This window comes from Bacillus sp. FSL K6-0268, assembly GCF_038005425.1.
Classification (GTDB): domain Bacteria; phylum Bacillota; class Bacilli; order Bacillales; family Bacillaceae_G; genus Bacillus_A; species Bacillus_A thuringiensis_S.
The window spans coordinates 86,581-108,868 of record NZ_JBBOTF010000002.1 but is presented as its reverse complement, the minus strand read 5'-3'; the positions used below and the strand labels follow the sequence as shown (position 1 = coordinate 108,868).

The following is a 22,288-nucleotide window of genomic DNA, read 5'->3' as shown; positions in this document are numbered from 1 at the left end:
CAGGGCTCCTAGGCAACAGTTTGCTTACACTTGGCATTCTGTTGCTTTCTTGTTTATACAAAGGGGCTAATACCATGAAAAAGAAACGTATCAATGTAATTGCAACTAAAGAATCCTTCCACAACTTATCCTCATTCACAGATGTGGAAGAATTAAACAAAACTATACGTACATACAGAGATAATATCCGTATGTCCATTAAACGTACCGACGTACAAGCTAAACTCCTTGCGTTACTCGAAATCTTAAAGCGCCACAGCTGTAAATATGTAGGTGTTAGTTTCCTATGCAAAAATAGATTAGCTGAAAAGATGGAGGTTTCTTATAAAACCGTACAACGTCTAATGAAGAAACTTGTACATCTAAAGATGGTGAAACAGGTTCCAATGAAGCGAAAAAAAGATATGCTTCAAACTTCTAATGCGATTATCATTCAACCGATTGTAGAAGAAGTGTCCGACAAGGAGTATACAAAATATAAAAGATATAAACAAACGTAATCGCAATGAGAATAGCAATACGCCAGAAGAAAATATGGAACAAGCTGATTTTGTCGCTCACTGGGTACCTGAACGTTTTGTTTCTTTCGTTCGCTCTTTTTACAGTGACTCAAAAACAATTCAAGAATTGTGGAAGGTCGTAAGACAGTGCAATAGAGTTATAAACTTCTCTACAGGTGAACAAACAAGAGCTTACGATTGCCTGACAAGCAGTGCAAGCGTTTGTTATGAAGATGAAATCTGGAACAAACATAAAGAAAGGTACCTTCGCTTATTTCAACGGGATTGTAAACAACGTAATGGACAAGTTCTACTTCGATACAGCATGTATGAGCAAAATCGAAATACCTAGCTGCAATGAACTAGGCATTTCGATTTTGCAAATATCTATGAAGTGCATTTTATTGCTTGTCAAACCACTTACACTGCGCCTATTCACTCTACCTGGTGTCGTCCATTTGCCAACCACTGTTTCTTTTTCTTACGGATAACATATGCAACTTACGATACAATGTGGATTGAGATATTTGTGTCTGTTCACAAATTTGATGAATGGTCGTCTTTCTCTGTGCATAAAGAGCAAGGGCTTGCTCCAAATTGTCATGGTACTTTTCTACGCGCCCCACATACTTCCCTTTTTTTGGATGTACGAGACCAATTGAAATAACTCTGCTGTACTTCTTGTAATGCGTGTTAAGTCCGTCACCCATACGATATCACCTTTCTGTACATCTTGCATGAGCTTCTGTAGTTGTGGCCGATTGCGGTCTGCACCAGATGCTTTTTCTTGATACAGCACATCCATCCCTAGTTGCTGTAACTGTTCGATTTGTCTCGCTGGATTTTGATCTTCCGAGCTGACTCTGACATATCCGATATTTCTCATCTTTTCCCCCTGAACTCTCACAAATCATACCTGTTTCAACAGAACATTACTCTGTATGCTTTGCGAATCTTCTCCTTCTTCCCTCGTTATTCTACACGATATGTCATCTATACATCAATGAATCTGTATATCAGAAATCATCAGTTTTCCAGCAGACAACGCTACGAATGACCAGCACACCAATCCAGCCAGGTATCTGATAGGAACTGTAAGTTCCCCTTTTTTCTATGTACGCCACCATTTCCCATCCTGCCACTGTACGGCTTGTGAAAGGCGTGAGGGGTGTTATTCAGATTGTATCTCCATTTTGTTAGTCTTGTGGGAGCTTTTGCCGTTTGGGTGGATTGCTGTTTGGATGAGACATTTTTTCCTTGCTATAGGATATCTATTTCTATTTCTATTTGCTGTGCTAGATATTGCTCATCCTCGCTCCCCCTTATATATCCAATGTTTCTCATCTCTTTTCCTGCCTAGGTCATCGAACGTTTTCCACATCAGTTCCTTCTCTTTGCGGTTTTCTCTGTTGACACCTTTCTGTATGTCACAAGTATTTTACCTCTCACACGTTCTTATTAGTATTGGGAGGAACTCGGAACTCGTATCATCCACATTCTCCTATCTTCCTACAAGGCGATTGGAGGCCTCTCCTCCTTCCCCTAGCGCTGCGTTGGAAGTGCACTTATTCCCACGCATAAGGAAATTGGGATTGGCATGCTCTTACTGTATCTCTTTGTTTTTTACGTGATGGATTGATTTGTGATAAAAAGTGTGGGGGATTGTTGTTACTTTAACGTTTTTTCTGATGGTTTTATCTGCATAGCACGGGGGACTATCGTCTCTCTTCTTAATAACATCAGACATGATAGCAAGAAGAGTTATTTGGATGTTCTGTTATTTTCATTTGTGTATGTATCATCTCCTATCAAAAGTTGACAGAAGATTTAATTTTTTACAAACTTGGTGGATTGATTGCCACACCGTAAGGCTGCGTACCTACGGTGATGGTTGTTACTTTCGCGAATGAAGATGTCTCAATCACCGAGACATTGTTACTGCTCACATTCGTCACCCAAGCCTGGTTATGCGCTGCGTTAATTGCCACATCGTAAGAACCAGAGCCTAAGCTGATAGTGGTAACCTTAGCAAAAGAGGAAGCATTAATAACGGAGACATTGCTGCTAACCTGGTTCGCTATCCACACCTGATTATTCATTGAGTCTATGGCCACTCCTTCAGGACCTGAACCCGCTGTAATGGTAGTAATCTTAGCGAAGGAAGAAGCATCAATAACCGAAACAATGTTGGCGCTAAAGTTAGTAATCCAGACCCTATTATTGGTTGTGTCGACTGCCGTATAACGAAGGCCGGCATTTGCTGTAATGGTAGTTACCTTAACAAAGGAGGAAGCGTTGATCACCGAGATGGATCCGCTACCATCGTTTACGACCCAAACCTGATTATTTTGTTTGTCGACCGCCACCCCCCATGGATTTGCACCCACTGAAATTGTCGTTACCTTCATGAACGTTGAGCCATTAACTACGGATACGCTGTTGCTGCTAAAATTAGTAATCCAAATTTGGTTGTTGGCCATGTCGACTGCAACGTCATAAGGTTTTAAGCCCACCGAGATTGTTGTCACCTTAGTAAAATTGAGAGTATTGATAACAGATACACTGTTGTTACCAGTGTTCGTTACCCAAACTTGGTCGTTTGCCGCATCGACCGCCATCCCAAAAGGCTGCGTGCCTACGGCGATAGTAGTAACCTTTTCAAACAAAGTTCCATCAATCACCGAAACATTGGCACTACCATAGTTCGCCACAAACACATTCCCCGCTGGCAGCGTCGGCGTAGGCCCAGTCGGTCCCGTAGGTCCAGTCGGCCCAGTTGGCCCCTGTGTTCCCGTCACGCCATTATCGCCCTCTGGTCCCGCACTTCCTTGTGGTCCAGCTGGTCCCTGCAATCCTTGCGCCCCTTGCGTTCCTTGGTCTCCTTTCACACCTGGAATCCCTGCAGGCCCTTGCAACCCTTGTGGTCCTGTAAATCCAGCCGCTCCTTGTGCCCCTTGTGCGCCCGGTGGCCCTTGCAACCCTTGTGACCCTGCTGGACCCGTTGGTCCTGGAGATCCCGCCGGCACATCAGACGTAATCGTCACCGTAAAGGTAAGTGTGTTCAACAGTTGATTTTTTACTGCGGGACTCGACGTCAACAGTTCCGCCACAAAAATAGACAGTGCGTTATAGAGAGACTGCATCATATTTGAAATTTCCCCAACCTGCGCCACACCTTGTAACTGATTCACCGTAGCTAACAGAAGAAACAAACTAAACCGCGTCGCATTCCGCCCATCAGGTGTAGGAAATTCATTCAATAAGAAGTTGTATAGGAGATTCAGTTCGTTTTTGAGTTGTAACTGCGTAGCGGGCGTGGGATTATTGAAGTAAGCTGTTACGGCTAATTGTAAATTGGCAAATAAGTTTAACAGAGCGGCTTCTTGCGCAGGGGTAATCGGAACTGTTGGCGTAATCATCGGTCCGATATCTGGTAGACCGAGGTTTTGATTGTTTGGATTGCTGTGATCATTCGTCATCGCTGTTTCCTCCTTGCGTATTGTTTTTGTGTATCCCCTCTACCAGAAATGAAGTGCCCTTGTTTTTCTTTGCTAGTAATGTATTACTGACGCCAATCGCCCCCGTCGGTCCTGTTGGTCCCGGAGGTCCTTGTGGTCCGGTCGGTCCCGTTGGTCCGGTCACGCCGTTGTCCCCTTCCGGTCCTTGCACGCCGGGTGGTCCCGCTGGTCCTTGTGATCCCTGTGCACCTTGCGGTCCTTGATCTCCTTCTTGCCCCTGGAGTCCTGTCACACCGGGAAAACCTTGCGTCCCTTGCGGTCCCTGTAAGCCGGGTGGTCCCGCTGGTCCTTGCGATCCTTGTGGTCCTTGTGATCCCGCTGGCCCAGTTTCTCCTTGCACCGTATTCAGCTTTGTGGATGTTGCTGCAAATAAATTGATGAGAATGACGAACAATTGATTTTGAACGGATGGCGAAGACGTGATCAGAGACGCGACAAATACAGAAAGCGCGTTATACAGCGCATTTAACATCTCTGCGATTTGCCCAACCGGTGCAGTCAAGCTGGCTAACGAATTTGTCGTACCAAGTAAAAGAAACATATTATACCGCGTCGCATTTCGCCCATCTGGCGTCGGAAACGTATTGAGTAAAAACGTGTATAACTGAGTTAAGGCTTGCTGCAGCTCTTGATTCGGCAAAATCGTCGGATTCGCAAAATAGTTCACCACCGCCGTTTGTAAATTTTGAAACAGCGTAATCAATTGCGCCTCTTCTGCCGGTGTAATCGGAATCGTAGGTATCAACATCGGTACCACATTATGATCCTCTTGCTTCATGTTACCATTCCTCCTTTTTTGAGCGTATGCACAAACTGTATCCACGGCTTATGCCCGCCCATTGCTTCTTCCATCCAAGCCAAACGCTGCCGGTCAGGTGTAAAATAGTACACCTGCGGCACAGGCTTGCCGCGCTTTTCTGCATGTTGCACCAATCCCTCATACCGGCGCATATTACAAAGTGTGTGATGCAGATTTTCCCCATTATCGATTTCTACTACATGCAGGCGCTGCCTATCATACCAATAGGCAGCGGGCAACAGTGAATCTCGTTTCGAAGAAGGTAGTAACTCTTCTTGCCACTTCCACTCTGGATACCCACACCATTCCCAGATTTCATTACGATAGAGGACATCGTAGATGTCTTGTAACTCTGTCAAAATGGTCACATGAGACGTTCCGAGTAACTCGCCCCCTTTACTATTGAGTCCAAAAATATGACGAGATGGCTCTTGAATGTTGTGCAAATACGGACGCAAATGCTCGAGTTTACGCAGGATACTCCGCCGACTATACGCGCCCATATAAGCAACCAGTTGCCCTGTCGTCGTCCACTGTAGCTGTTGAATGATCTCCAGCATTTCTAAATCGGTCACGATGGATTTGGCCATTCCCCTCGTATATTAATATTTAAGCCCTATCTCAGGCTTAGTTTTTCTCTCTAATAAGAGTCCAGTAATAAAGAAAATACTTGGACGTCTCAAGATATTTCTAGATAATGGTCTTAGGATCATTTGGGACAATTCTGTATTCCCCTGTGGATTTACCACACGAAAAGAGTGTTTCTCAGTGAACGCGCGGGGCTCCCTACTCGCAGGCTGAGCAGCCTGATCCTCGAACCTAGATGTTAGTAGCTCTAGGGCGGCTTTCGATTCAGGACTAGCTCTTATACACGAGGTTGTTGGTCGGCGTACACACTAGAGATATCTCGAGACGTCCAAGCAATGATTCTAAATCGAAAGGAGGTCTCTTACGTGAGATTATTTGTTGGTCTAGATGTAAGTTCGTTTGATATGAAAGTTTGCTTTTTAAATGGTGAAGGAGAAAAGCTAGATTCTTTTTCAGTCAGTAATGACTTACCAGGTGCACAGGTACTTAAAGAACGATTATTACAGTGCACAACCAATCAAGAGGTTGAAACTTTAAAAATCGGCTTAGAATCTACATCTGTTTACAGTTTTCACCCATCCATGTTTCTCCATCATGACGAAGACTTAAAAAGATTTGGCACAAAGGTATTTCTTCTAAATCCAAAACAAGTCGCAAACTTCAAGAAAAGTTATTCAGACATGAATAAGACTGACGAAATTGATGCCTTTGTCATCGCTGATTATTTACGATTTGGGCGAAATCAAATGTCCATCGTGAAAGAAAGTCAATACGTGGCATTACAGCAATTAACAAGAGCTCGTTATCAACTCGTTAGAATGTTGACAAAGGAGAAACAACATTTTCTACAACACCTAAGTTATAAATGTAATACGTTCTCACAAGAAGTCGATTCTTCTATATTTGGTAACGCCATGATGGAATTGTTCCTTGAAAAATTCAGTCTAGAAGAGCTAGCTGACATGCCTTTAGAGGAACTCGCTGAGTTCCTACAGGAAAAGAGTAAAAATCGATTTGGTGACCCGAAATGTGTCGCATCAACCATTCAAAAGGCTGTTCGCACGTCGTACCGTTTAGATAAGGTGGTAGAAGACTCAATCGATATTCTTTTAGGAACATCAATCGAAATCATTCGTACCTATCAAAGACAAATTAAAGAACTAGAAAAATCTATTAAGCGGATCATGGCTGGATTAACGCAAACATTAGAATCCATTCCTGGAATCGGGCCTATATATGCCGCTGGTATTATCGCTGAAATTGGCCAAATCGAAAGATTTGACGATGAAACCAAAATCGCAAAATATGCCGGGTTATATTGGCGTACATACCAGTCTGGCCGGTTCACCGCTGAAAATACTTCATTATCTCGTAATGGGAATCATTACTTGCGGTATTACTTAGTTGAAGCCGCCAACTCTGTAAGAAAGCATGTATTGGAATACCAAGAATATTACGCAAAAAAGTATAATGAAGTACCAAAACATCAACACAAACGTGCACTCGTTCTAACCGCAAGAAAATTTGTGCGATTGGTGGATGCGCTACTACGTAATCACCAACTCTTTACGCCTGAAAGGTGTGTGAAAGTGTGACATAAAACTTGTCATCGCTACCTTTCAATCAATTCCAGTATTTTACATGCGGTGCTGGTCTAGTTTCGTGATGTCTTTTTTAAGCAATTTGTCCTTTGATAACTTCAAAATATATTATTTTTCAGTTGACATACTACCGCAGGTCTTTTTGTCATCCTACACCCTCCTTTTTTTACAAAATAGAGACAACGTAACAAGAAAAAAACCTTATCCAGAAGAATCCCACCACAAAAACTTCCCACTAGGGTGTACCCAAATAGGAATGATACAAATGGTGATCATTCCTGTATCAAGGGGTACGTCTCGTGAAATGAACAAGTGAGAAAAATACATTTAATTGTTATTTTGTAATATATTTATAAAATAACTTAAAGTAAAACCTTTTTCATCTATTAAGCATACGAATGATTGGTTTTTTTACCATATGTTTGGGTGTTTTTCTTATCTTTTCTGTGTGTTACCACATTTTTTTGGTGAAATAAGCAAAAAAGTATGCACGAAGTGCTTGGGTGTTGTATAGAATACAGTACGCAACGAAACAAAGAGATTTTACTGTTTCTGGAAGGGGATAGACATTTCTTTATAGGACGAGTTGCGGGAGCAACGAACAAGAAGGTTTCCTGTATCTGTTATATTTTTTTAATAACTGTTGATTGAATCCAGTTTGGGTTCTTCTCATTTGGGTACACCCTATCGAGAACTTTATATCTTATTGCGCCAAAGAAACAAAAGAAAATCGTACATACACCCAGCAAACGCACGATAGATTCCTATTTTCCTAATTTTTCAAACTCCCCAAACTAGCACTCTTCTAATCCCTCATTCCCATATCCACGTCCCCTCTCACGCATTTTTCTACAGCGCCCAATACTTGCCCCACCTACGTTTTCCGCACGATCTATTTCTTGTCATACAATAAAAATTGCCGCATGTTCTCTCCACTGCGCCATGGTTTTCACATCATTTCCTACAAAGGGAATCTCTTCTTTTCCGTTCCATCTACCCATCCTAGTTTCCTATCTTGCAAGATTTCTTGACAACGATAGCGACCACTGTGGAAATTTTTTATGTAATAACATATGTTGCTTCTATCTTACATATCTTAGAGTACTCCCAGTTTATTGATATACCTTACAAAAATAGCAAGCCAGACCACTATCCTGGCTTGTTTCCTCCTGTTTTACCTGTATGGTGATTGAAACCAACATATAAACATACATTTACACGTATTCTTATTTGTAATGAAGTGTCATACCTGTAAATTTGGTCACATATACTAAAAGTAATTCAGCATTGCTTAACATAGATGGTTCTACCATAAAACAGCGTACTCCTTGGTCAAGAATACGCTGTTTTTTTATTTTTACCATTCCTATTCATTTCTGCGGTGACATATAATACTATGACAAACCAAATAAGAAATAGTATATCTTTATCATGTCAAAAAAGGAGCGTTCCTCACTGAAGTGACCCCTAAAAGTTAGACACGGTTATTTCATTAAGCAGCTTGATAAAAGTGAGTCCGGTATTGTACCGGGCTCATTTTTAATTTTGCCTTAATCCGTTTCGTATTATAATAATCTATATATTTTTCTAATTCTATTTTAAAGTGCTCTACATTTTCAAATTCTTTTATGTAGAGGAACTCCGATTTCATAATCCCAAAGAAATTTTCTATTACTGCGTTGTCGTAACAGTTGCCTTTTCGAGACATACTCTGGACGATAGCTCTTGATTCTAGTGTACGGACGTATTGTCTCATTTGATAATGCCATCCTTGATCCGAATGCATCAGTAGCTGGTGCGTTTCAGGTAAACGTTCCAATGCTTTCTCTAACATGTCTGAAACAAGCGAATACGTCGGTCTAGAACCAATTGTATAGGTAATAATTTCACCATTATACAAATCTAATACAGGTGATACATACAGTTTTTCTCCAAACAATTTAAACTCTGTGATGTCTGTTACCCACTTTTGATTCGGTGCATCTGTATGAAAATTACGCTCTAAAATATTAGGTGCAATTCTACCGACTTTTCCTTTATAGGATTTATATTTCTTCATACGCACAACACACTTTAACCCAAGCTCTTTCATAATGCGCTGAACCTTCTTGTGGTTCACTTTCTGGCCACGATTCGTTAATTCATCACGAATGCGACGGTAACCATAACGACCTTCATTTTCCTCATAAATCGCTTTAATCTCAGCTTTCAAATCGGCATCTACATCTGGACGATTCATTTTCTTTACTAAATCATAATACGTGCTTCGAGGAATAGTAGCTAGCTCCACGAGTGCCTTCACCGAATATTTATGCCTTAATTCATAGATTACTTGCGCTTTGTCTTGTTTTGTGATTTTTCCTTGTTTTGAACTAAGGCATTTAACTTTTTTAAGTACTCATTTTCCATCTCAAGCTGTTTAATGCGTGCTTCAAGTGCTTCGACTGACCCTTCAGCTAAATGTTGTTTTAATTGTTTATTTGAATCTTTTTTCATGGATTCGTGGAGAATTCCAGATATATTTTCTAAACTTTGGATGTGCCCTTCTTGATCGTAAAATGTAGAAGATAAGAAAGCCGAACTAGTTGCTAATTCACGAAATGTAGTATCACATTTATCATTCCATTTCTTTACGCCTTCCGTTTTCATTACATAACTCTCTAATGCAACTTCAATATCTCCTACACTTCTAGATGCTGGCGTGATTCCGTTTTTAACCAAGAAGTCAAATCCAGCTTGCGCATTATAAGTGATAAGACCTAAATCCGCCATCTTGTTATACGCTTCTTTAGTAGATGGATTTAATCTCATAAGCATTGTTTTTAAAGACGTACCTGCATCTGAACCTTTTAACCCGTTCTGTGCAAAAACTGCTAAAGCTGTTGATGTATCTTTAAATGTCATACCTGCCCCAGCAGCAACTGCTGCGGAAGCTGACAGACCATATTTTAATTCGTGTACATCAGTGGCTGAAGCGTTAGCGGCATCTGTAACACTTAAGCCATCCTTTTTAAATACATTTAAGGCGGTTGAAGCAATTTCAGCTGCTTCGCCTAACTCTAATTCTCCTGCGGCCGCTAAGTTTAATGCTCCTTCTAATCCACCATTGATAATGTCCTTTAAACTAACGCCAGCTTTTATTAATTCTTCAATCCCTTTTCCAGCTTCAACAGAAGAATATTTTGTATCTTCCCCATATTTAACAGCTAATTCAGAGAGTTTACTCATTTCTTGTCCAGTCGCACCTGATACAGCTTTTATGTTAGCCATCTGCTGTTCAAAGTTCATAGATTCTTCCACAGCTGATTTTAGACCTCGACCAATTGCATAAGTCATACCACCAAATACCATACCAATTTGCATTCCGGCATTTTGCAAATGATTACCTAAGCTTTCCATGCGATTACCGAAGTTCAATAGACGATTACCTTGTTGCTCTAATTCTCGATTTGATTGCTGTAATTCCGTTTCAAATCGATTCAGTTCAGCTGTTGCCCGATGAATTTGTTCTGCGTATCGTTGTGCGGATTGACTCGCTTCACCTTCTTCTGTTTTTGCGCGATTATAAGCGTGTTGAAGTTCCCTGATTTTCTCTTTTTGCTTATCTACCATACGAGACAGAATGTCTACTTTCGCTCGCGTCTGCTCCGTTGCATGAGAAAAACCGCCCATGCCTGTTGTAATGGACTGGAATTCAGCCTGTAGGGATTTTAAATACCTACAAATAAATGTCATACAGATTTTGAATCAACTCAAACCTGGAGAAACGATAGAATACCAGCAAGCTTATATTGGTGATAAGCAACAGTTATTTTCACGTCTTATTTTTCATCGCTTAACAGAAGCACAATTAAAAACGCGTCTAAAGAAAATCGTGGAAAAAGAAACGTTAAAACAGCAAACGTATTCAGAGAAAAGTAAGCTCGCTGCGGGATTAAATGTATATGTAACAAATGCACCCTAGGAATGGGTTCCGATGGAACAAATACATGAATTATATACATTACGCTGGCAGATAGAGCTTGTTTTTAAAACGTGGAAATCATTGTTTGAAATTGATCATTGTCGCAATATCAAACGAGAAAGAGTAGAGTACCATTTATACGGGAAACTGATCGCCATTTTCTTTTTGCTTCTTCTACAATGTTTAAGATGCGCCAACTTTTATTGCAGAAGAAGCAAAAAGAATTAAGTGAATATAAAGCGATTGGGATGATCCAAGATCATTTATTTCTCCTCTATCAGGCTATACAGAAAGGTACCCAAGAGATAACAAAGCTTTTGATCCGCCTGTTCCACCTTCTACAGAAGAATGGACGGAAATCTCATCGATATGAAAGAAAACAGTCTTTGATATGAAGTGAACCCCGAAAACGGGACACCAATCAAAACACCTAAACCACTTGTTCCCTAAATTCTTTAGGGAACAAGTGGTTTAATTTTTCTTGAATTCGCACACAATTGTAGTAATGAATGTATTCTAGCACAATCTTTCGCACAGTTGTGTTGGATACTTTTGTTATCTTTTGTGAATAGAAAGCTTCACTTTTTAAATGACCAAAGAAGTTTTCCATGACGGCATTATCATGGCAATTTCCTCTCCGGGACATGCTGATGATCATGCCGTTTTCTTTGGCATACGCTTGAAATTCTTTTGCTGTATAAATACTTCCTTGATCCGAGTGAAGAAGGACATCTTTTACTTTTTGCCCGTTGCCAAAACCTTATAAAAGTCTATAAAGTTTGTTTATTTCCCTGTTCTACGAGTCCGGTTTTGCCAAAGCTACTATCGTTTGATATAACTCTCCGAGGGCGTAAATTCGGATACAACGCATCCTACATATTAGCCATAACGTTTAGGGGCTAATTGACTAATTCATAACGTGACAAGTTGATGGCAGCATTCAAATTCCGATCTATGACATGACTACAAGCACATTTGTATATGCGATCAGATAGCTTTAGATCTTAAAGAAAATTCAATTTATATATGTTGAGAAAATACAAAAACGTTAAATGTATTAAAAGAACCAAATAAAAAGAGGGCTCTCTCATCAAAAAATAGAAAAAATTAAAAATATCCTCCAAAACGAAATAACAAATTGAACAGTGACTTCCCACGATATATAATGAACATATACCATTCTTTTATTTAGTTCAGGGATTGGGAGAATAATACGACCGTATATTCTCCTATTTCCTACTATATCTTCACACATAACATGTAAAGGGCGTGCTGTGTATATGATTTTCTTATATCGATTTGATGCAAAAGAGAATGGCATTCATTTTATTTTAAATGAACAAATAGCTGCGGATATGCTTCCACAATATGATGTCTTATTGAGACCATTAGTGACATCTTTGGCTAAAACGTTGCAATTGTATTATTTACAGAGTCAACATGCCACCTTGTTAATGAGTAACATACGAGACAACGGTGAAATTGAAGTGATGTTAAGTCAAGAATTGGGTCAATATATAGATGGATATACCAAAGACCATATGATTTTGAAAAATGGAAAACGAATTGCAGATATTTTAATAGAGATTAAGAATGCTCATACTGTATATCACTAAACTTATTATCCAAGTAAGATATATAAGTATTTTTAATCAAGGCGCTAACTTGAAAATGGGCATGAGTGCAATGAAACAATCCAAATTCCAATTAAAAAGAAGAATTTGACAGCTGTCCTTTTCTCCTTTTTCCTTATTAAAATAAAAAATACCCGTAAGATTGATACGCATAATGGTATAAGACAGGAGAGGAATCATAGTGAACAAATCATATGTTAGCCATTCTACACACTTATTACAGGAAATTGATCGAAAAATGAGTATAATCGGATCTACGCTTCAACAAATTTCTGAATCTTTGATTACAAAAGAAGTATATACGATTCATTATATGCTTTTAGAAGTGTCCCAATCATTGCTCACCTTACAACAAGACCCTAAGATGACAACACTCGCAAAAGAACTAAGTTTACAACTTCAAGACATACAAGAACAGTACAAGCAATTGTTTGCCAAGAAAGAAAAATATTATTAATTTTCTGAATATTTAAAAACCAAATACATATCCGTACTGGTTTGCCTGTCTTTTATTGTTCCAAAATATAGCGGATACCCAAAAATTACGTAATTAGGTGATTTTCTATATTTTGGATATTTATATCATTTTTATGCATACCATGGATAAATAGCTCTCTTTCGGTTAATTTCATCCCCTCCCACGAAGACCTTCTTCTCGTCCTTTTACCTCGTCTCATGTATCTCAAAGTACAAGATTACCACCTCCCATTTTATTACTTGATCACATGGAGTAAATTCATCCCTTTCTCCATTAAATATAGGACAAGCAATCTCACAAATTGTATATTACCAACATAACTATACGTCTCGACAATTTTAATTAAACTCTGCTCTTAGAATTGAGAAGAAAATTCCCACCCATTCTTCTGATTAAAGCACCTCAGATAGTGTACCTCCCTTTAGTAAAAAAACGAGTATATATTAGTAGTCTTTAATACGGTTCTTTCCCGTATTAGTTGAACTCTCGTAATAGAATCTTTTTTCGCAAAATATCAAAATTATTCCTGCCATACATAATCCGTTTGATGAGCTTTGTTTTATTCACACTGCCTTCCGCTAAACCATTACTATAGGGATATTTACAAGCATGGAGTACAGACTCAAAATCTCGTTTTATTCCATGTAGGAAGGAGTCTACTTCTGGAATAGAAAGTTTTTCTGCTTTAAGTATCCATTCAGACAATTTTTCATACTGTTTTTCTGCCAGTATAGTTTGAAACTGGTATAGCAAAGTTAACAATTCCTGAACAGATGGATAAAGCTCAAAAATTTCTTCTATCTGTTGACTCTTCAATGCAGGATCCCCTGCTGGATTAAAGATCAATCTAATAATTTTTTGTCTAGGAATAGAATGAAAAAATGGTTTCTTGATGTTCTGTTGCTTCTTGAGCAATCGGATATGGTAACGAGTTGTAGAAACACTGCCTGTGTATCCTTGCAAAACTAAATGATCATGAATTTTCTTTGAGGAGTATCCTTTTTGCATATATGTAATCATGTGCTCCAAATAAGAATTGATTTTTGTAGTTCGACCAGAACGGGTTTGTACACTGATTGTTCGTAAATTTTCCTTTATATACCTTCGTACCGTTCGTCGATCTAAATGTACGTATACAGCAATTTTTCTGATACTCATTCCTTCGGAATGAAGTTTTTTCACCTGTTTGATTATCTGCTTTTTTCGTTGTATGTTTTCAAATCTTTCCCTTTCAAATTTAGTCATGAAAAGAGTAGACAATTGATGTTTAGGCAGATGAATATACTTTTGAAGCGTACGAATGTCCATTGCTAATTCTTTTGCAATCCTAGAAATAGGTATCTTTTTTTTCTGTAATTTTTGCGCGATCACAATTTTTTCTTTTCTGGTAAGCAAAGAGTAAGCTGGATTTATTTCGTCCACTAATGGGCTATTAATTTGTATAGAAGTAGGTAGTAATCGTTGAAAATATTTTTTTATATAATCCATTACGTTTTTTACTAAATGAAAGCGGTCATTAACTTGAATAGCTGTAGGGTGTGCCGCTGTAATTGCATTTCGAAAAGTGACAGAACCGTCTCTAGAAACGATTTCTAGATGGGGAAATGTTTTCAACCAGACAGTCACATCTTCTAAATCCCTAGAAGGGATTAAATCGACGATTTTATGCGTTTCAATATTTACCATAATCGTTCCATATCGATGCCCTTTTTTAATAGCGAAATCATCAATACAGACCTTGGTAATATTACTTTTATCGATTATGATTTCTTTTTTTTAATCCAACGGCAAATGGTGCTTTTACTAATTTTAATTTTCTGTTGATGGAGCCTTTTAGCAGAGTTAATCGAACTCATTTCTAAAGAAAGAGCCAAAATTTCCTTTTGTAAACGCTTTGTTTTGCGTGCCTTCGGCTCGATATAAGGAAGTGGCATGCTAAAAGTCGTATAAGAGCAGCTAGCGTTTATACAAAAAAATTTAGGCAGCTCTAGATGAATAAGGGTTTCAAAATTTGAAACAGGAAGATCTTGAAAAACTCGATAGTATTTTGAATGTACTTTGTCTGATTCCATCATACAATATGGGCATATAGCTTTTATATATTTTGTTTTAGCTTGAAAAACAATTTGATCGTCGATAAATTCATGTTTTACATATTGAATGTTAGAATCTAATACACTTAAAATATTTTCCATCGAATATCCCCCATACCTTTTCCCTATTTTATATGTCATTATATCAATTTCAACTAATACGGGAAAGAACCTTTAATACATGAGAATAAACACCTGTTTATTCTCATACTCACCCCAATAAAAATATAGGCTGACGTAAGAAAAGCACCCAAATGGATGCTAAATTAAATGTTACTCTAGCATTCGACTCGATCTACGAATCCGAGCAGAAGGCACTTGTTGCACAGAAACGATGTGTTCTGGATTAATTAAAATATCATTAAAACGTATCAAACCTTCCTTAAAACATCCATCTGGAGCAACTACTTTATCTAAAAATCTTTCCAGACTCATTTGAAAAATATGTACTTTTCCATTCATAAGACCAACATGGGTCGTAACTATTTTATCCATTTCAACTTCTCCCCATCCTCAGTTATTTTCCCTGTATTAAATAGCATCTTTCAAATCCTCCCGTAACGCCCTTCATGTTATGATAAAAACCAGTCAACATAATCCTTCCCTCTAAGAAGCTCATTATGTTTTTCAATATCTATTCACTCTCTACACAGCCAGGTTATGTATTAATTTGGCTGTGCTTTTTCTGGCGAATAAGAAAAACATTCTATCTCTTTTCTTCCTTTGAATGTTTCCGGACCCATTTTGCCACTCCCCCTAACGATTTCAACTTTCCCTTCCATATCCATATATCCACCTTTCTTTTTAACCGATCAAAAAAAGAGGGACTGAATTGTATGTACTTTTCTTTATCCTTTTTCCACAACTCTTCCAAATTTGAGCGCATGATATATTCTTTTGAATAGGGCACCAAACGTTCCCCATATATCTTGTAATATTCAAAACGTTGTATATCAATTCCTAATTCCTTATAAACTTTCAAATGTTCATGATACACACAATTATCCATAGGACATAGCTGTAACATATCAATTTTCATTTGTAAATCTGTGGATATATTCCCCATATTTTAACACCCTTCTCGCTGTTTTCCACTAAAACAACATCCTAGTGGTACTTATCACATTTATATGTTCTTATTTGGTATATAAAACCAAAAAACAGTAAATAGTAAGAGTGGATGAAGAACTGACAATCAGATTTGTACATTGCAGGCCCCCAATTAGCTAATCTACTGCAATGTTTGAATACTCTTCATCCTTTCCATCACTCCATGAAGGGTGAGGAACATGTTGTATACTTCCTATTAAACCTAAACCATTATTTTCCTTTGTAGTAATAATACAACTGTTCCTTATTCCTTCACTTCTATAGGTATTCTCTATGCGTTGCAGATTGTACTCTATATCCCCTAACAATACATACATCTCTCACCACCTGAACACTTATCTTTACATTTGCCATAGGTTATCTTTATCATTTTATATTTGCATGCTGCCTGTTATAGTAAAAGTATCCTAACATTCCAAATGCCAATTGTGGTTACAACGGATTTTTTCTTACCCTTTCTTAGCACAGCTACTCATCTCCCGCGGATGATGTAGCTGTGTATTTTTTGTCCCTACTTATTTTCTGTTCTACTTGCCCTTGGAAAAGGTTATTTTTATCATTATCTATACTTTCGTTTCCTGCTATAGTAAACATAGGTTAAACCTCTCTTGCTAATCAGGCTAAGATATATTTACCCTTTATGTCTCACCCTAAGCACAGTTGCTTGTCGTCCACAGATGATAATTGCAGCTGTGCTTTTCATTTCTTTTTACTCCTACGATTATCATCGATTCCTCTCATTGCTTGTTTCAATGTTTTCATCGCTAATGTCAGTGTTTGTGATTCGCTGATGACACAACTAATCATTTCACGATTAAAGGCATCCATGATCGTTGATACATACAAGGTACGCTCTCCAAATAAGAGATACGTCACATCCGTAAACCACTTTTCATTTGGTTTGGATGCATCGAATTGGCGCTCCAATCGATGAGGGGCTACCATTGGTTCCGCACCATTGATATATTTCTTTTTCTTTCGACGCACTTTTGAAAGAATATGATTTTGTCTCATGATTCGTAATACTTTTTTATGATTGACACACAGTCCCATTTTTCGAAGAGTAGCGGTCACTCTTCGATATCCATACCGGAATTTATGCCTAAGACAGACTGAGGTGGTACAGTAAAACTGGAACACAGTATAGAGATAAATTATTCTATATGAAGAGGTGTTTCAGATGAAAAAACAGTATGATGAAATGTTTAAAAGACAATGTGTTGAATTGGTGATCAAAGAAGGTCGTTCTATTTCAAGTATCCAAAGAGAATTTGACTTGGGTAACGGAACTCTAAATGTATGGATTAAAAAATATTCTACACAGATTTCCTCCTATGAAAGCAATGAACTGGAAGAACTACGTTCTTTACGAAGAGAAATCCAGGCGTTAAAAAAGGAAAATGAATTTCTAAAAAAGGCGGCAACCTTCTTTGCGAGCAACCAAAACTAACACGCTTTCGGTTTATAAGACAATATAATCAAATATTTGGAGTGCGCTGGCTTTGCCATCGATTACAAGTGTCTGTCAGTGGTTTTTACGACTATATTCATCGTAAACCCACTGAAAATCAGAAAAAACGTAAAAAGACAGCGGCTTATATTGTCATGCAATTTAAATGCTTAAAAGGAAGAATGGGGTATCGAAAGTTGTACAGTTATCTTATAAACAAGGGAGTCAAGGTTACGTTGTCACAAGTAAGACAAGCGTTATGCAAAGCCGGCTTGCAGTCAAAAGTTGTCACTTATTATAAGAAACGAAAACAAGAACACCGTACATTTCCCAATGTATTAAAGCGATCCTTTAAACCTGGTAAGAAAGACATACCAACTGTAGTATGTGATATTACGGAATTCCATTTAATGAATGGGATGAAAGTATATTTTTGTGCGGCATTAGATATTAGCACCCGACGGGTGCTTGGTTATTCGTTAGATACTTGTCAAGATGCTCAATTAGTAAAAGACACAATTCAACAAGTAAAAAACACATATGGGAAACGAGAAAACATATTATTTCATAGCGATCAAGGATCACAATTTAGCAGTTACCAAGTGACTGATTTTTGTAAACAGCAAAAAATTCAACAAAGTATGTCCCGAAAAGGAAACTGTTGGGATAATGCAGTAATAGAATCTTTCTTTAGTATCTTTAAGCGAGAATGCTTACATGGAGAAAAGCTCATTTCCCTGTCCCAAGTGAATCAGCTAGTAGCTGAATTTATTTATATGTACTATCATTCTGTTCGTCCTCATTCAACATTAAACGGAATGACTCCTTATCAATATTCAAAATCAATTGCGTAATCTAATTTGTGTTCCAGTTTTTCTTGACCAGGTCAGACGTCCTTTACTTTTTCTTCTATATCATCTTTCAGATCTTCCGTTCGTTGTAACCAACGATAAAATGTAGAACGGGGTAATTCTAATACGTTACACAAGTCTTTTACCGTTATTTTTGTTTGTACATTTCTCCATAAAGTAACTACAGTTTCTGGTTTCAGCCCCTTTCGATTTCCAGATACTTTCCCCATACAAGTAATTTTGTTTTTAAATGTTTATTTTCTAAACGTAGCTGTTTTAATTCACTGAGCTCTTTTGGTCCTTTTCCATAAGAATATTGTTTTCCTACAGGTTGTTGAAAACGATACGTTTGATCTGTACGATACCATTTCATCCATGTCTTAATTTGGGAAACATTTTTAATTCCGAGTTTCTCCATAATTGCACGATTTGAATAACCGTCTTTCTTCATTTTAATGACTTTCCACTTTGTTTCTTCTGGGTAATGAACTCTTGTCTTCAAACGAAAAACACCTCCAATGAATTTGCATACTTAGTGAAGTGACCCAATGAAATAAGACAAGGAAAAAACACCTCTTATACCGTATTTAATTTAAATACGAATATACGGAGGTGTTTCTTTTAGGGGAACGAGAAAATCATATTCAGAAGAAATTAAATGGAAAGCAATCGAGCTGAAAAAACAAGGATACACAAATAAAGAAATTATGGAACAATTAGGAATTAAAAATAAAGCACAGATTAAAACTTGGATGAAGTGGCATCGTGAAGGTGAAACGTATCGTTTTAGTCGCACTGTAGGAAAACAAAGTACGCTACAAAAGGCTAGTGAAGGAGGTATAACTGAAATCGAGAAACTTCAGATAGAGAATCGGAAATTAAAAATGCAACATTGAAACGAAAATATAATTATCACCTAAATCGAAAAACCGTACAAAAAATAATGCAAAAGAAAAATTTTCAATGTAGGGTTAAAAGAAAGAGAAGAACCTGGATCAATGGAGAAAGTAGAATTGTTGTAGAGAATCTCTTAAATAGAAATTTTCAAGCTAACAAGCCAAATGAAAAATGGGTTACATATATTACATATTTGCCATTTGGTACAGAGATGTTGTATTTATCAAGTATTATGGATTTATATAACAATGAAATCATTGCGTATGAAATAAGTAACAGACAAGACGTAACACTTGTCTTAAACACAGTTGAGAAGGCGATCAAACTAAAACAAAAGACTCAAATTATACTACATAGTGATCAAGGGGCCGTGTATACCTCCTACGCTTTCCAAACGTTATCTAAAGAGAATGGCATTACCACAAGTATGTCCCGTAAAGGAAATTGTCATGATAATGCCGTAATAGAATCTTTTCATTCCTCATTGAAATCTGAATGGTTTTACTCCCAAGAATAACAAATACATTCAACTTCTACTCTCAAACAACTCATTCACGATTACATTGAGTATTATAATACGGAACGTATTCAAGAAAAGTTAAACTACCTGTCTCCTATAAAATATAAGAAACTGGTAGCATAGGTGTTTTTTTCATGTACCAAATTCGTAGGTCAGTTCATACCACTATTCGGGTTCACTTCACTTCAATATCATGGGTGTTATTTATGAGTATAGTAGATGTAGAAAGCAAAAGAAAGTTGCATAAGTAAAAAAATGAAACCCGTTAGGGTTTATTTCGTATGCTTATTTTCAAGAAAATTATACTGTTTAAAAGGTTTTTCATTTCAATCAATGAAAAACCTTGGGATTTCTAACCTTAAGTTGATGGGCATGATGCTCTTTCCCTTCTTTACACATCATTCTAAACTGCTTATAGAATGGAAATGTGTCCCTTTATTTTCTCAATAGATTTCCTGTATTTTTAAACAAGAAATTATATCATGATGATAGCGTTATCATTATAATAGACAGCGTGGAAAGAACTTCTGAGAATGTCTTACAAGTCTGTATTCTACAATTAAAAATGAAAGGTGTGAAAAGATAGTGAAAAGGTTATCCAGTCTTACATTGGCTGCTTTTATCGGCTGCAATGGGTGGAGTATACTGACTGCACCGCAAGCCCATGCAGCCAGTCAAGAAAAATTTACTACTTTAAACCGAGAATTTCTACAAAATGACCAATATGCTTATAATGGATATCGTGTAAAGGAAGTAGGGAAACCAGACATATATTTAGTGGATAGAGGCATGAAGCGTTACATTACGGATCGAGATACGTATAATCGTATTTTTAAAAATTGGGATGGGGTATTAGAGTTTCAAAGCCTTCTCACGATTCCAAACGGAAGAAATATTGATCAAGATATGGGGTTAATACAGTTTGAAAATGATTCGTTCATCTATTTTCTTGATAAAGATGCGACCGGAAAACCAATGAAACGCTGGATTACGAGTCCATCTCTCTTAAACAAGTATGCTTTTCATTCCGAGGCATCTATGCTTCCCCAGTGGATGAAAAATGCTATACCTAATGGTGCAGCTATTCGTTAAAAACAAAGTTTCCTAACGTAAGCATTAAACTACCCCACTTCCACTTCTAAACGACGTGAACGTGGGGATTTCTAATGAATTAGACTAACTCCAGAGTCCCTGCGGTTAGAAGTATTATTACTTCATTTCTAAGATTTTGTCCTGCGTTAATATCCCTGTCATGATGTGTGCTACAAGAAGAACAATCCCATTCACAAAGATTTAGATTCTTAACATCTTTATTTTGACACCCACAGTATGAATACAATTGAGAACTTGCAAATCCTCTATACCCATCACATCGTGGTTTTTGATGATTTTAGTTGAGAATTTGGCCAAGTAACCTTTTCTAGTATTCATCATGCATTCATGAATGCTAGAAAAGGTTACTCACTGTTCTTTCGCCAACTTCTCTTCTCATGACCGAAAAAACTTCGGATTTTTATAGATTGTCTCCTCTGACAAAATGGCCAAAGCTTTTTCTCCCACACCCATTCCGATGTAAGATTGTGTTTTCGAAAGTTCTTGCACTTCTGTTTCAAATCACAATGACACAAAGTATCTGCCAGAAAGGCTCCGTCTACCTGTAGTATATACAATACGTCCCTTTATTTCACGACCTCCATTGCTTGAGCGCTATGTTACCCTGCAACCTATTGAGAATACAAAGGAATATATGTAAGAGTGGAATAAGGTAACGTAACAAGTATTAGCGAACATTATCTGTACATAAAAAAGAAAGCCTCTTCAATTTAGAAGATCTTCCTAATTAAAAGTACATATTTGCATTATTTATAGATGTCACCACGATTTCCACCAATAGCTTGTATATATGGCTTTCTCATCAAAATGTATTTCCATTGAACTATCCCCACTTTCACTTCGTTTTGAAAAGGAAAATCCCCAAGTAAAGCGTTCTAATGAACTCTAATTTATTAGGTTATCTCCGCAGTCCTTGCGGTTAAAAACCCTATCGCTTTATTTTATTGATTAGAGTCGTTTGTGTTTGACTTGGATAGACACGAAATGTATATGTCTCATAATTCAGAGGGCTTCTTACCATTCCTTGTTGGAAGCCAATTCGTCTTCACTAAGGAATGAGAATTCTTTCCGGCAATACGTTAAATACAGTACTGCCTAAAAAAAAACATTCATATATATTTATGGAATATATTTTGAAATCTATAGAGTATCAACGACTATTAGAAGCTAGT

14 protein-coding genes and 11 pseudogenes are annotated in these 22,288 nt (G+C 37.6%); 9 read left to right on the top strand and 16 right to left on the bottom strand.

The annotated features are described in order from the left end of the window. The first annotated feature begins 74 nt into the window (after window positions 1–74). A pseudogene (locus tag MHI28_RS31305) lies at window positions 75–991 on the top strand (helix-turn-helix domain-containing protein). Here the strand turns inward: MHI28_RS31305 and MHI28_RS31300 are convergent. The 4 genes and pseudogenes from MHI28_RS31300 to MHI28_RS31285 all read right to left on the bottom strand — a co-directional run bounded on the left by MHI28_RS31300 (window position 941) and on the right by MHI28_RS31285 (window position 5,407). Further along, a pseudogene (locus MHI28_RS31300) lies at window positions 941–1,386 on the bottom strand (recombinase family protein). The pseudogenes MHI28_RS31305 and MHI28_RS31300 sit on opposite strands and share 51 nt — an antisense overlap. Before the next feature lie 949 nt (window positions 1,387–2,335). After that, entirely contained in the window at window positions 2,336–3,979 is a 1,644-nt protein-coding gene (locus tag MHI28_RS31295) for a YncE family protein (RefSeq protein ID WP_340828506.1), read from the bottom strand. Next, entirely contained in the window at window positions 3,969–4,766 is a 798-nt protein-coding gene (locus MHI28_RS31290) for a collagen-like repeat preface domain-containing protein (protein ID WP_340828777.1), read from the bottom strand. The genes MHI28_RS31295 and MHI28_RS31290 overlap by 11 nt, the downstream gene beginning before the upstream one ends. 26 nt (window positions 4,767–4,792) lie before the next feature. Further along, window positions 4,793–5,407: a hypothetical protein gene (locus tag MHI28_RS31285; RefSeq protein WP_340828505.1), complete on the bottom strand. Its 615-nt coding sequence runs from the start codon at window positions 5,405–5,407 to the stop codon at window positions 4,793–4,795. Window positions 5,408–5,770: 363 nt separating this feature from the next. Here MHI28_RS31285 and MHI28_RS31280 point away from each other — a divergent pair, with 363 nt between their 5' ends. Continuing rightward, the gene (locus MHI28_RS31280; RefSeq protein WP_100909797.1) at window positions 5,771–7,000 is read left to right on the top strand and encodes an IS110 family transposase; all 1,230 of its coding nucleotides are present in this window, start codon (window positions 5,771–5,773) and stop codon (window positions 6,998–7,000) included. A 1,498-nt stretch (window positions 7,001–8,498) separates the two neighbouring features. Here MHI28_RS31280 and MHI28_RS31275 read toward each other — a convergent pair. After that, window positions 8,499–9,505, bottom strand: a pseudogene (locus MHI28_RS31275) (IS3 family transposase); the annotation flags it as partial. Next, window positions 9,479–10,720, bottom strand: a pseudogene (locus MHI28_RS31270) (phage tail tape measure protein); the annotation flags it as partial. The pseudogenes MHI28_RS31275 and MHI28_RS31270, both read right to left, overlap by 27 nt. A 1-nt stretch (window position 10,721) precedes the next feature. Between MHI28_RS31270 and MHI28_RS31265 the strand changes: the two are divergent. Further along, window positions 10,722–11,350 (top strand): annotated as a pseudogene (locus MHI28_RS31265) (transposase); the annotation flags it as partial. A 50-nt stretch (window positions 11,351–11,400) separates the two neighbouring features. Here MHI28_RS31265 and MHI28_RS31260 read toward each other — a convergent pair. Together MHI28_RS31260 and MHI28_RS36235 are read right to left on the bottom strand one after the other, a co-directional pair. Next, window positions 11,401–11,718, bottom strand: a pseudogene (locus tag MHI28_RS31260) (IS3 family transposase); the annotation flags it as partial. A gap of 151 nt (window positions 11,719–11,869) precedes the next feature. Then, window positions 11,870–11,974 (bottom strand): annotated as a pseudogene (locus MHI28_RS36235) (RNA-guided endonuclease TnpB family protein); the annotation flags it as partial. A gap of 276 nt (window positions 11,975–12,250) precedes the next feature. On the opposite strand from MHI28_RS36235, the gene MHI28_RS31255 reads away from it, so the two are divergent. Then, window positions 12,251–12,586, top strand: coding sequence for a hypothetical protein (locus MHI28_RS31255; RefSeq protein WP_340828503.1), 336 nt, complete (start codon window positions 12,251–12,253; stop codon window positions 12,584–12,586). 199 nt (window positions 12,587–12,785) lie between these two features. Continuing rightward, complete coding sequence (locus MHI28_RS31250) at window positions 12,786–13,061, top strand: hypothetical protein (RefSeq protein WP_340828502.1); 276 nt, start codon at window positions 12,786–12,788, stop codon at window positions 13,059–13,061. Window positions 13,062–13,556: 495 nt separating this feature from the next. Here MHI28_RS31250 and MHI28_RS31240 read toward each other — a convergent pair whose 3' ends face one another. The 6 genes and pseudogenes from MHI28_RS31240 to MHI28_RS31215 all read right to left on the bottom strand — a co-directional run. After that, entirely contained in the window at window positions 13,557–14,828 is a 1,272-nt protein-coding gene (locus MHI28_RS31240; protein WP_269800728.1) for an ISL3 family transposase, read from the bottom strand. 14 nt (window positions 14,829–14,842) lie between these two features. Continuing rightward, on the bottom strand, window positions 14,843–15,277 hold the full coding sequence (locus MHI28_RS31235) for a transposase family protein (protein ID WP_075717486.1): 435 nt from the start codon (window positions 15,275–15,277) through the stop codon (window positions 14,843–14,845). A 171-nt stretch (window positions 15,278–15,448) separates the two neighbouring features. After that, window positions 15,449–15,670, bottom strand: coding sequence for a hypothetical protein (locus MHI28_RS31230; protein ID WP_340828501.1), 222 nt, complete (start codon window positions 15,668–15,670; stop codon window positions 15,449–15,451). A 731-nt stretch (window positions 15,671–16,401) separates the two neighbouring features. After that, entirely contained in the window at window positions 16,402–16,602 is a 201-nt protein-coding gene (locus MHI28_RS31225) for a hypothetical protein (protein ID WP_078187236.1), read from the bottom strand. A gap of 151 nt (window positions 16,603–16,753) precedes the next feature. Beyond that, on the bottom strand, window positions 16,754–16,879 hold the full coding sequence (locus MHI28_RS31220) for a hypothetical protein (RefSeq protein WP_303047666.1): 126 nt from the start codon (window positions 16,877–16,879) through the stop codon (window positions 16,754–16,756). Window positions 16,880–17,017: 138 nt separating this feature from the next. Beyond that, a pseudogene (locus MHI28_RS31215) lies at window positions 17,018–17,398 on the bottom strand (IS3 family transposase); the annotation flags it as partial. A 67-nt stretch (window positions 17,399–17,465) separates the two neighbouring features. Here MHI28_RS31215 and MHI28_RS31210 point away from each other — a divergent pair. Both MHI28_RS31210 and MHI28_RS31205 read left to right on the top strand, forming a co-directional pair. After that, entirely contained in the window at window positions 17,466–17,735 is a 270-nt protein-coding gene (locus MHI28_RS31210; RefSeq protein ID WP_069354784.1) for a transposase, read from the top strand. After that, window positions 17,690–18,589, top strand: a complete 900-nt coding sequence (locus MHI28_RS31205) for an IS3 family transposase (protein ID WP_340828443.1) — start codon at window positions 17,690–17,692, stop codon at window positions 18,587–18,589. The genes MHI28_RS31210 and MHI28_RS31205 overlap by 46 nt, the downstream gene beginning before the upstream one ends. 35 nt (window positions 18,590–18,624) lie before the next feature. Here MHI28_RS31205 and MHI28_RS31200 read toward each other — a convergent pair. Then, window positions 18,625–19,088, bottom strand: a pseudogene (locus MHI28_RS31200) (helix-turn-helix domain-containing protein); the annotation flags it as partial. 100 nt (window positions 19,089–19,188) lie between these two features. Here MHI28_RS31200 and MHI28_RS31195 point away from each other — a divergent pair. Then, window positions 19,189–20,126, top strand: a pseudogene (locus MHI28_RS31195) (IS3 family transposase). A 462-nt stretch (window positions 20,127–20,588) separates the two neighbouring features. Beyond that, window positions 20,589–21,095 (top strand): hypothetical protein, encoded by a 507-nt coding sequence (locus MHI28_RS31190; protein WP_340828500.1) that lies wholly within the window; start codon window positions 20,589–20,591, stop codon window positions 21,093–21,095. Between the two features lie 151 nt (window positions 21,096–21,246). Here the strand turns inward: MHI28_RS31190 and MHI28_RS31185 are convergent. Beyond that, window positions 21,247–21,692: pseudogene (locus MHI28_RS31185) on the bottom strand (IS200/IS605 family element RNA-guided endonuclease TnpB); the annotation flags it as partial. Window positions 21,693–22,288 lie beyond the last annotated feature (596 nt).

Bases quoted from the DNA above. Each gene is read 5' to 3' on its own strand.
- MHI28_RS31220 (WP_303047666.1), bottom strand. From the start codon at position 16,879: ATGTTTACTATAGCAGGAAACGAAAGTATAGATAATGATAAAAATAAC.
- MHI28_RS31210 (WP_069354784.1), top strand. From the start codon at position 17,466: ATGAAAAAACAGTATGATGAAATGTTTAAAAGACAATGTGTTGAATTG.
- MHI28_RS31225 (WP_078187236.1), bottom strand. From the start codon at position 16,602: ATGTATGTATTGTTAGGGGATATAGAGTACAATCTGCAACGCATAGAG.
- MHI28_RS31255 (WP_340828503.1), top strand. From the start codon at position 12,251: ATGATTTTCTTATATCGATTTGATGCAAAAGAGAATGGCATTCATTTT.
- MHI28_RS31230 (WP_340828501.1), bottom strand. From the start codon at position 15,670: ATGGATAAAATAGTTACGACCCATGTTGGTCTTATGAATGGAAAAGTA.
- MHI28_RS31290 (WP_340828777.1), bottom strand. From the start codon at position 4,766: ATGTTGATACCTACGATTCCGATTACACCGGCAGAAGAGGCGCAATTG.
- MHI28_RS31235 (WP_075717486.1), bottom strand. From the start codon at position 15,277: ATGGAAAATATTTTAAGTGTATTAGATTCTAACATTCAATATGTAAAA.
- MHI28_RS31285 (WP_340828505.1), bottom strand. From the start codon at position 5,407: ATGGCCAAATCCATCGTGACCGATTTAGAAATGCTGGAGATCATTCAA.
- MHI28_RS31295 (WP_340828506.1), bottom strand. From the start codon at position 3,979: ATGACGAATGATCACAGCAATCCAAACAATCAAAACCTCGGTCTACCA.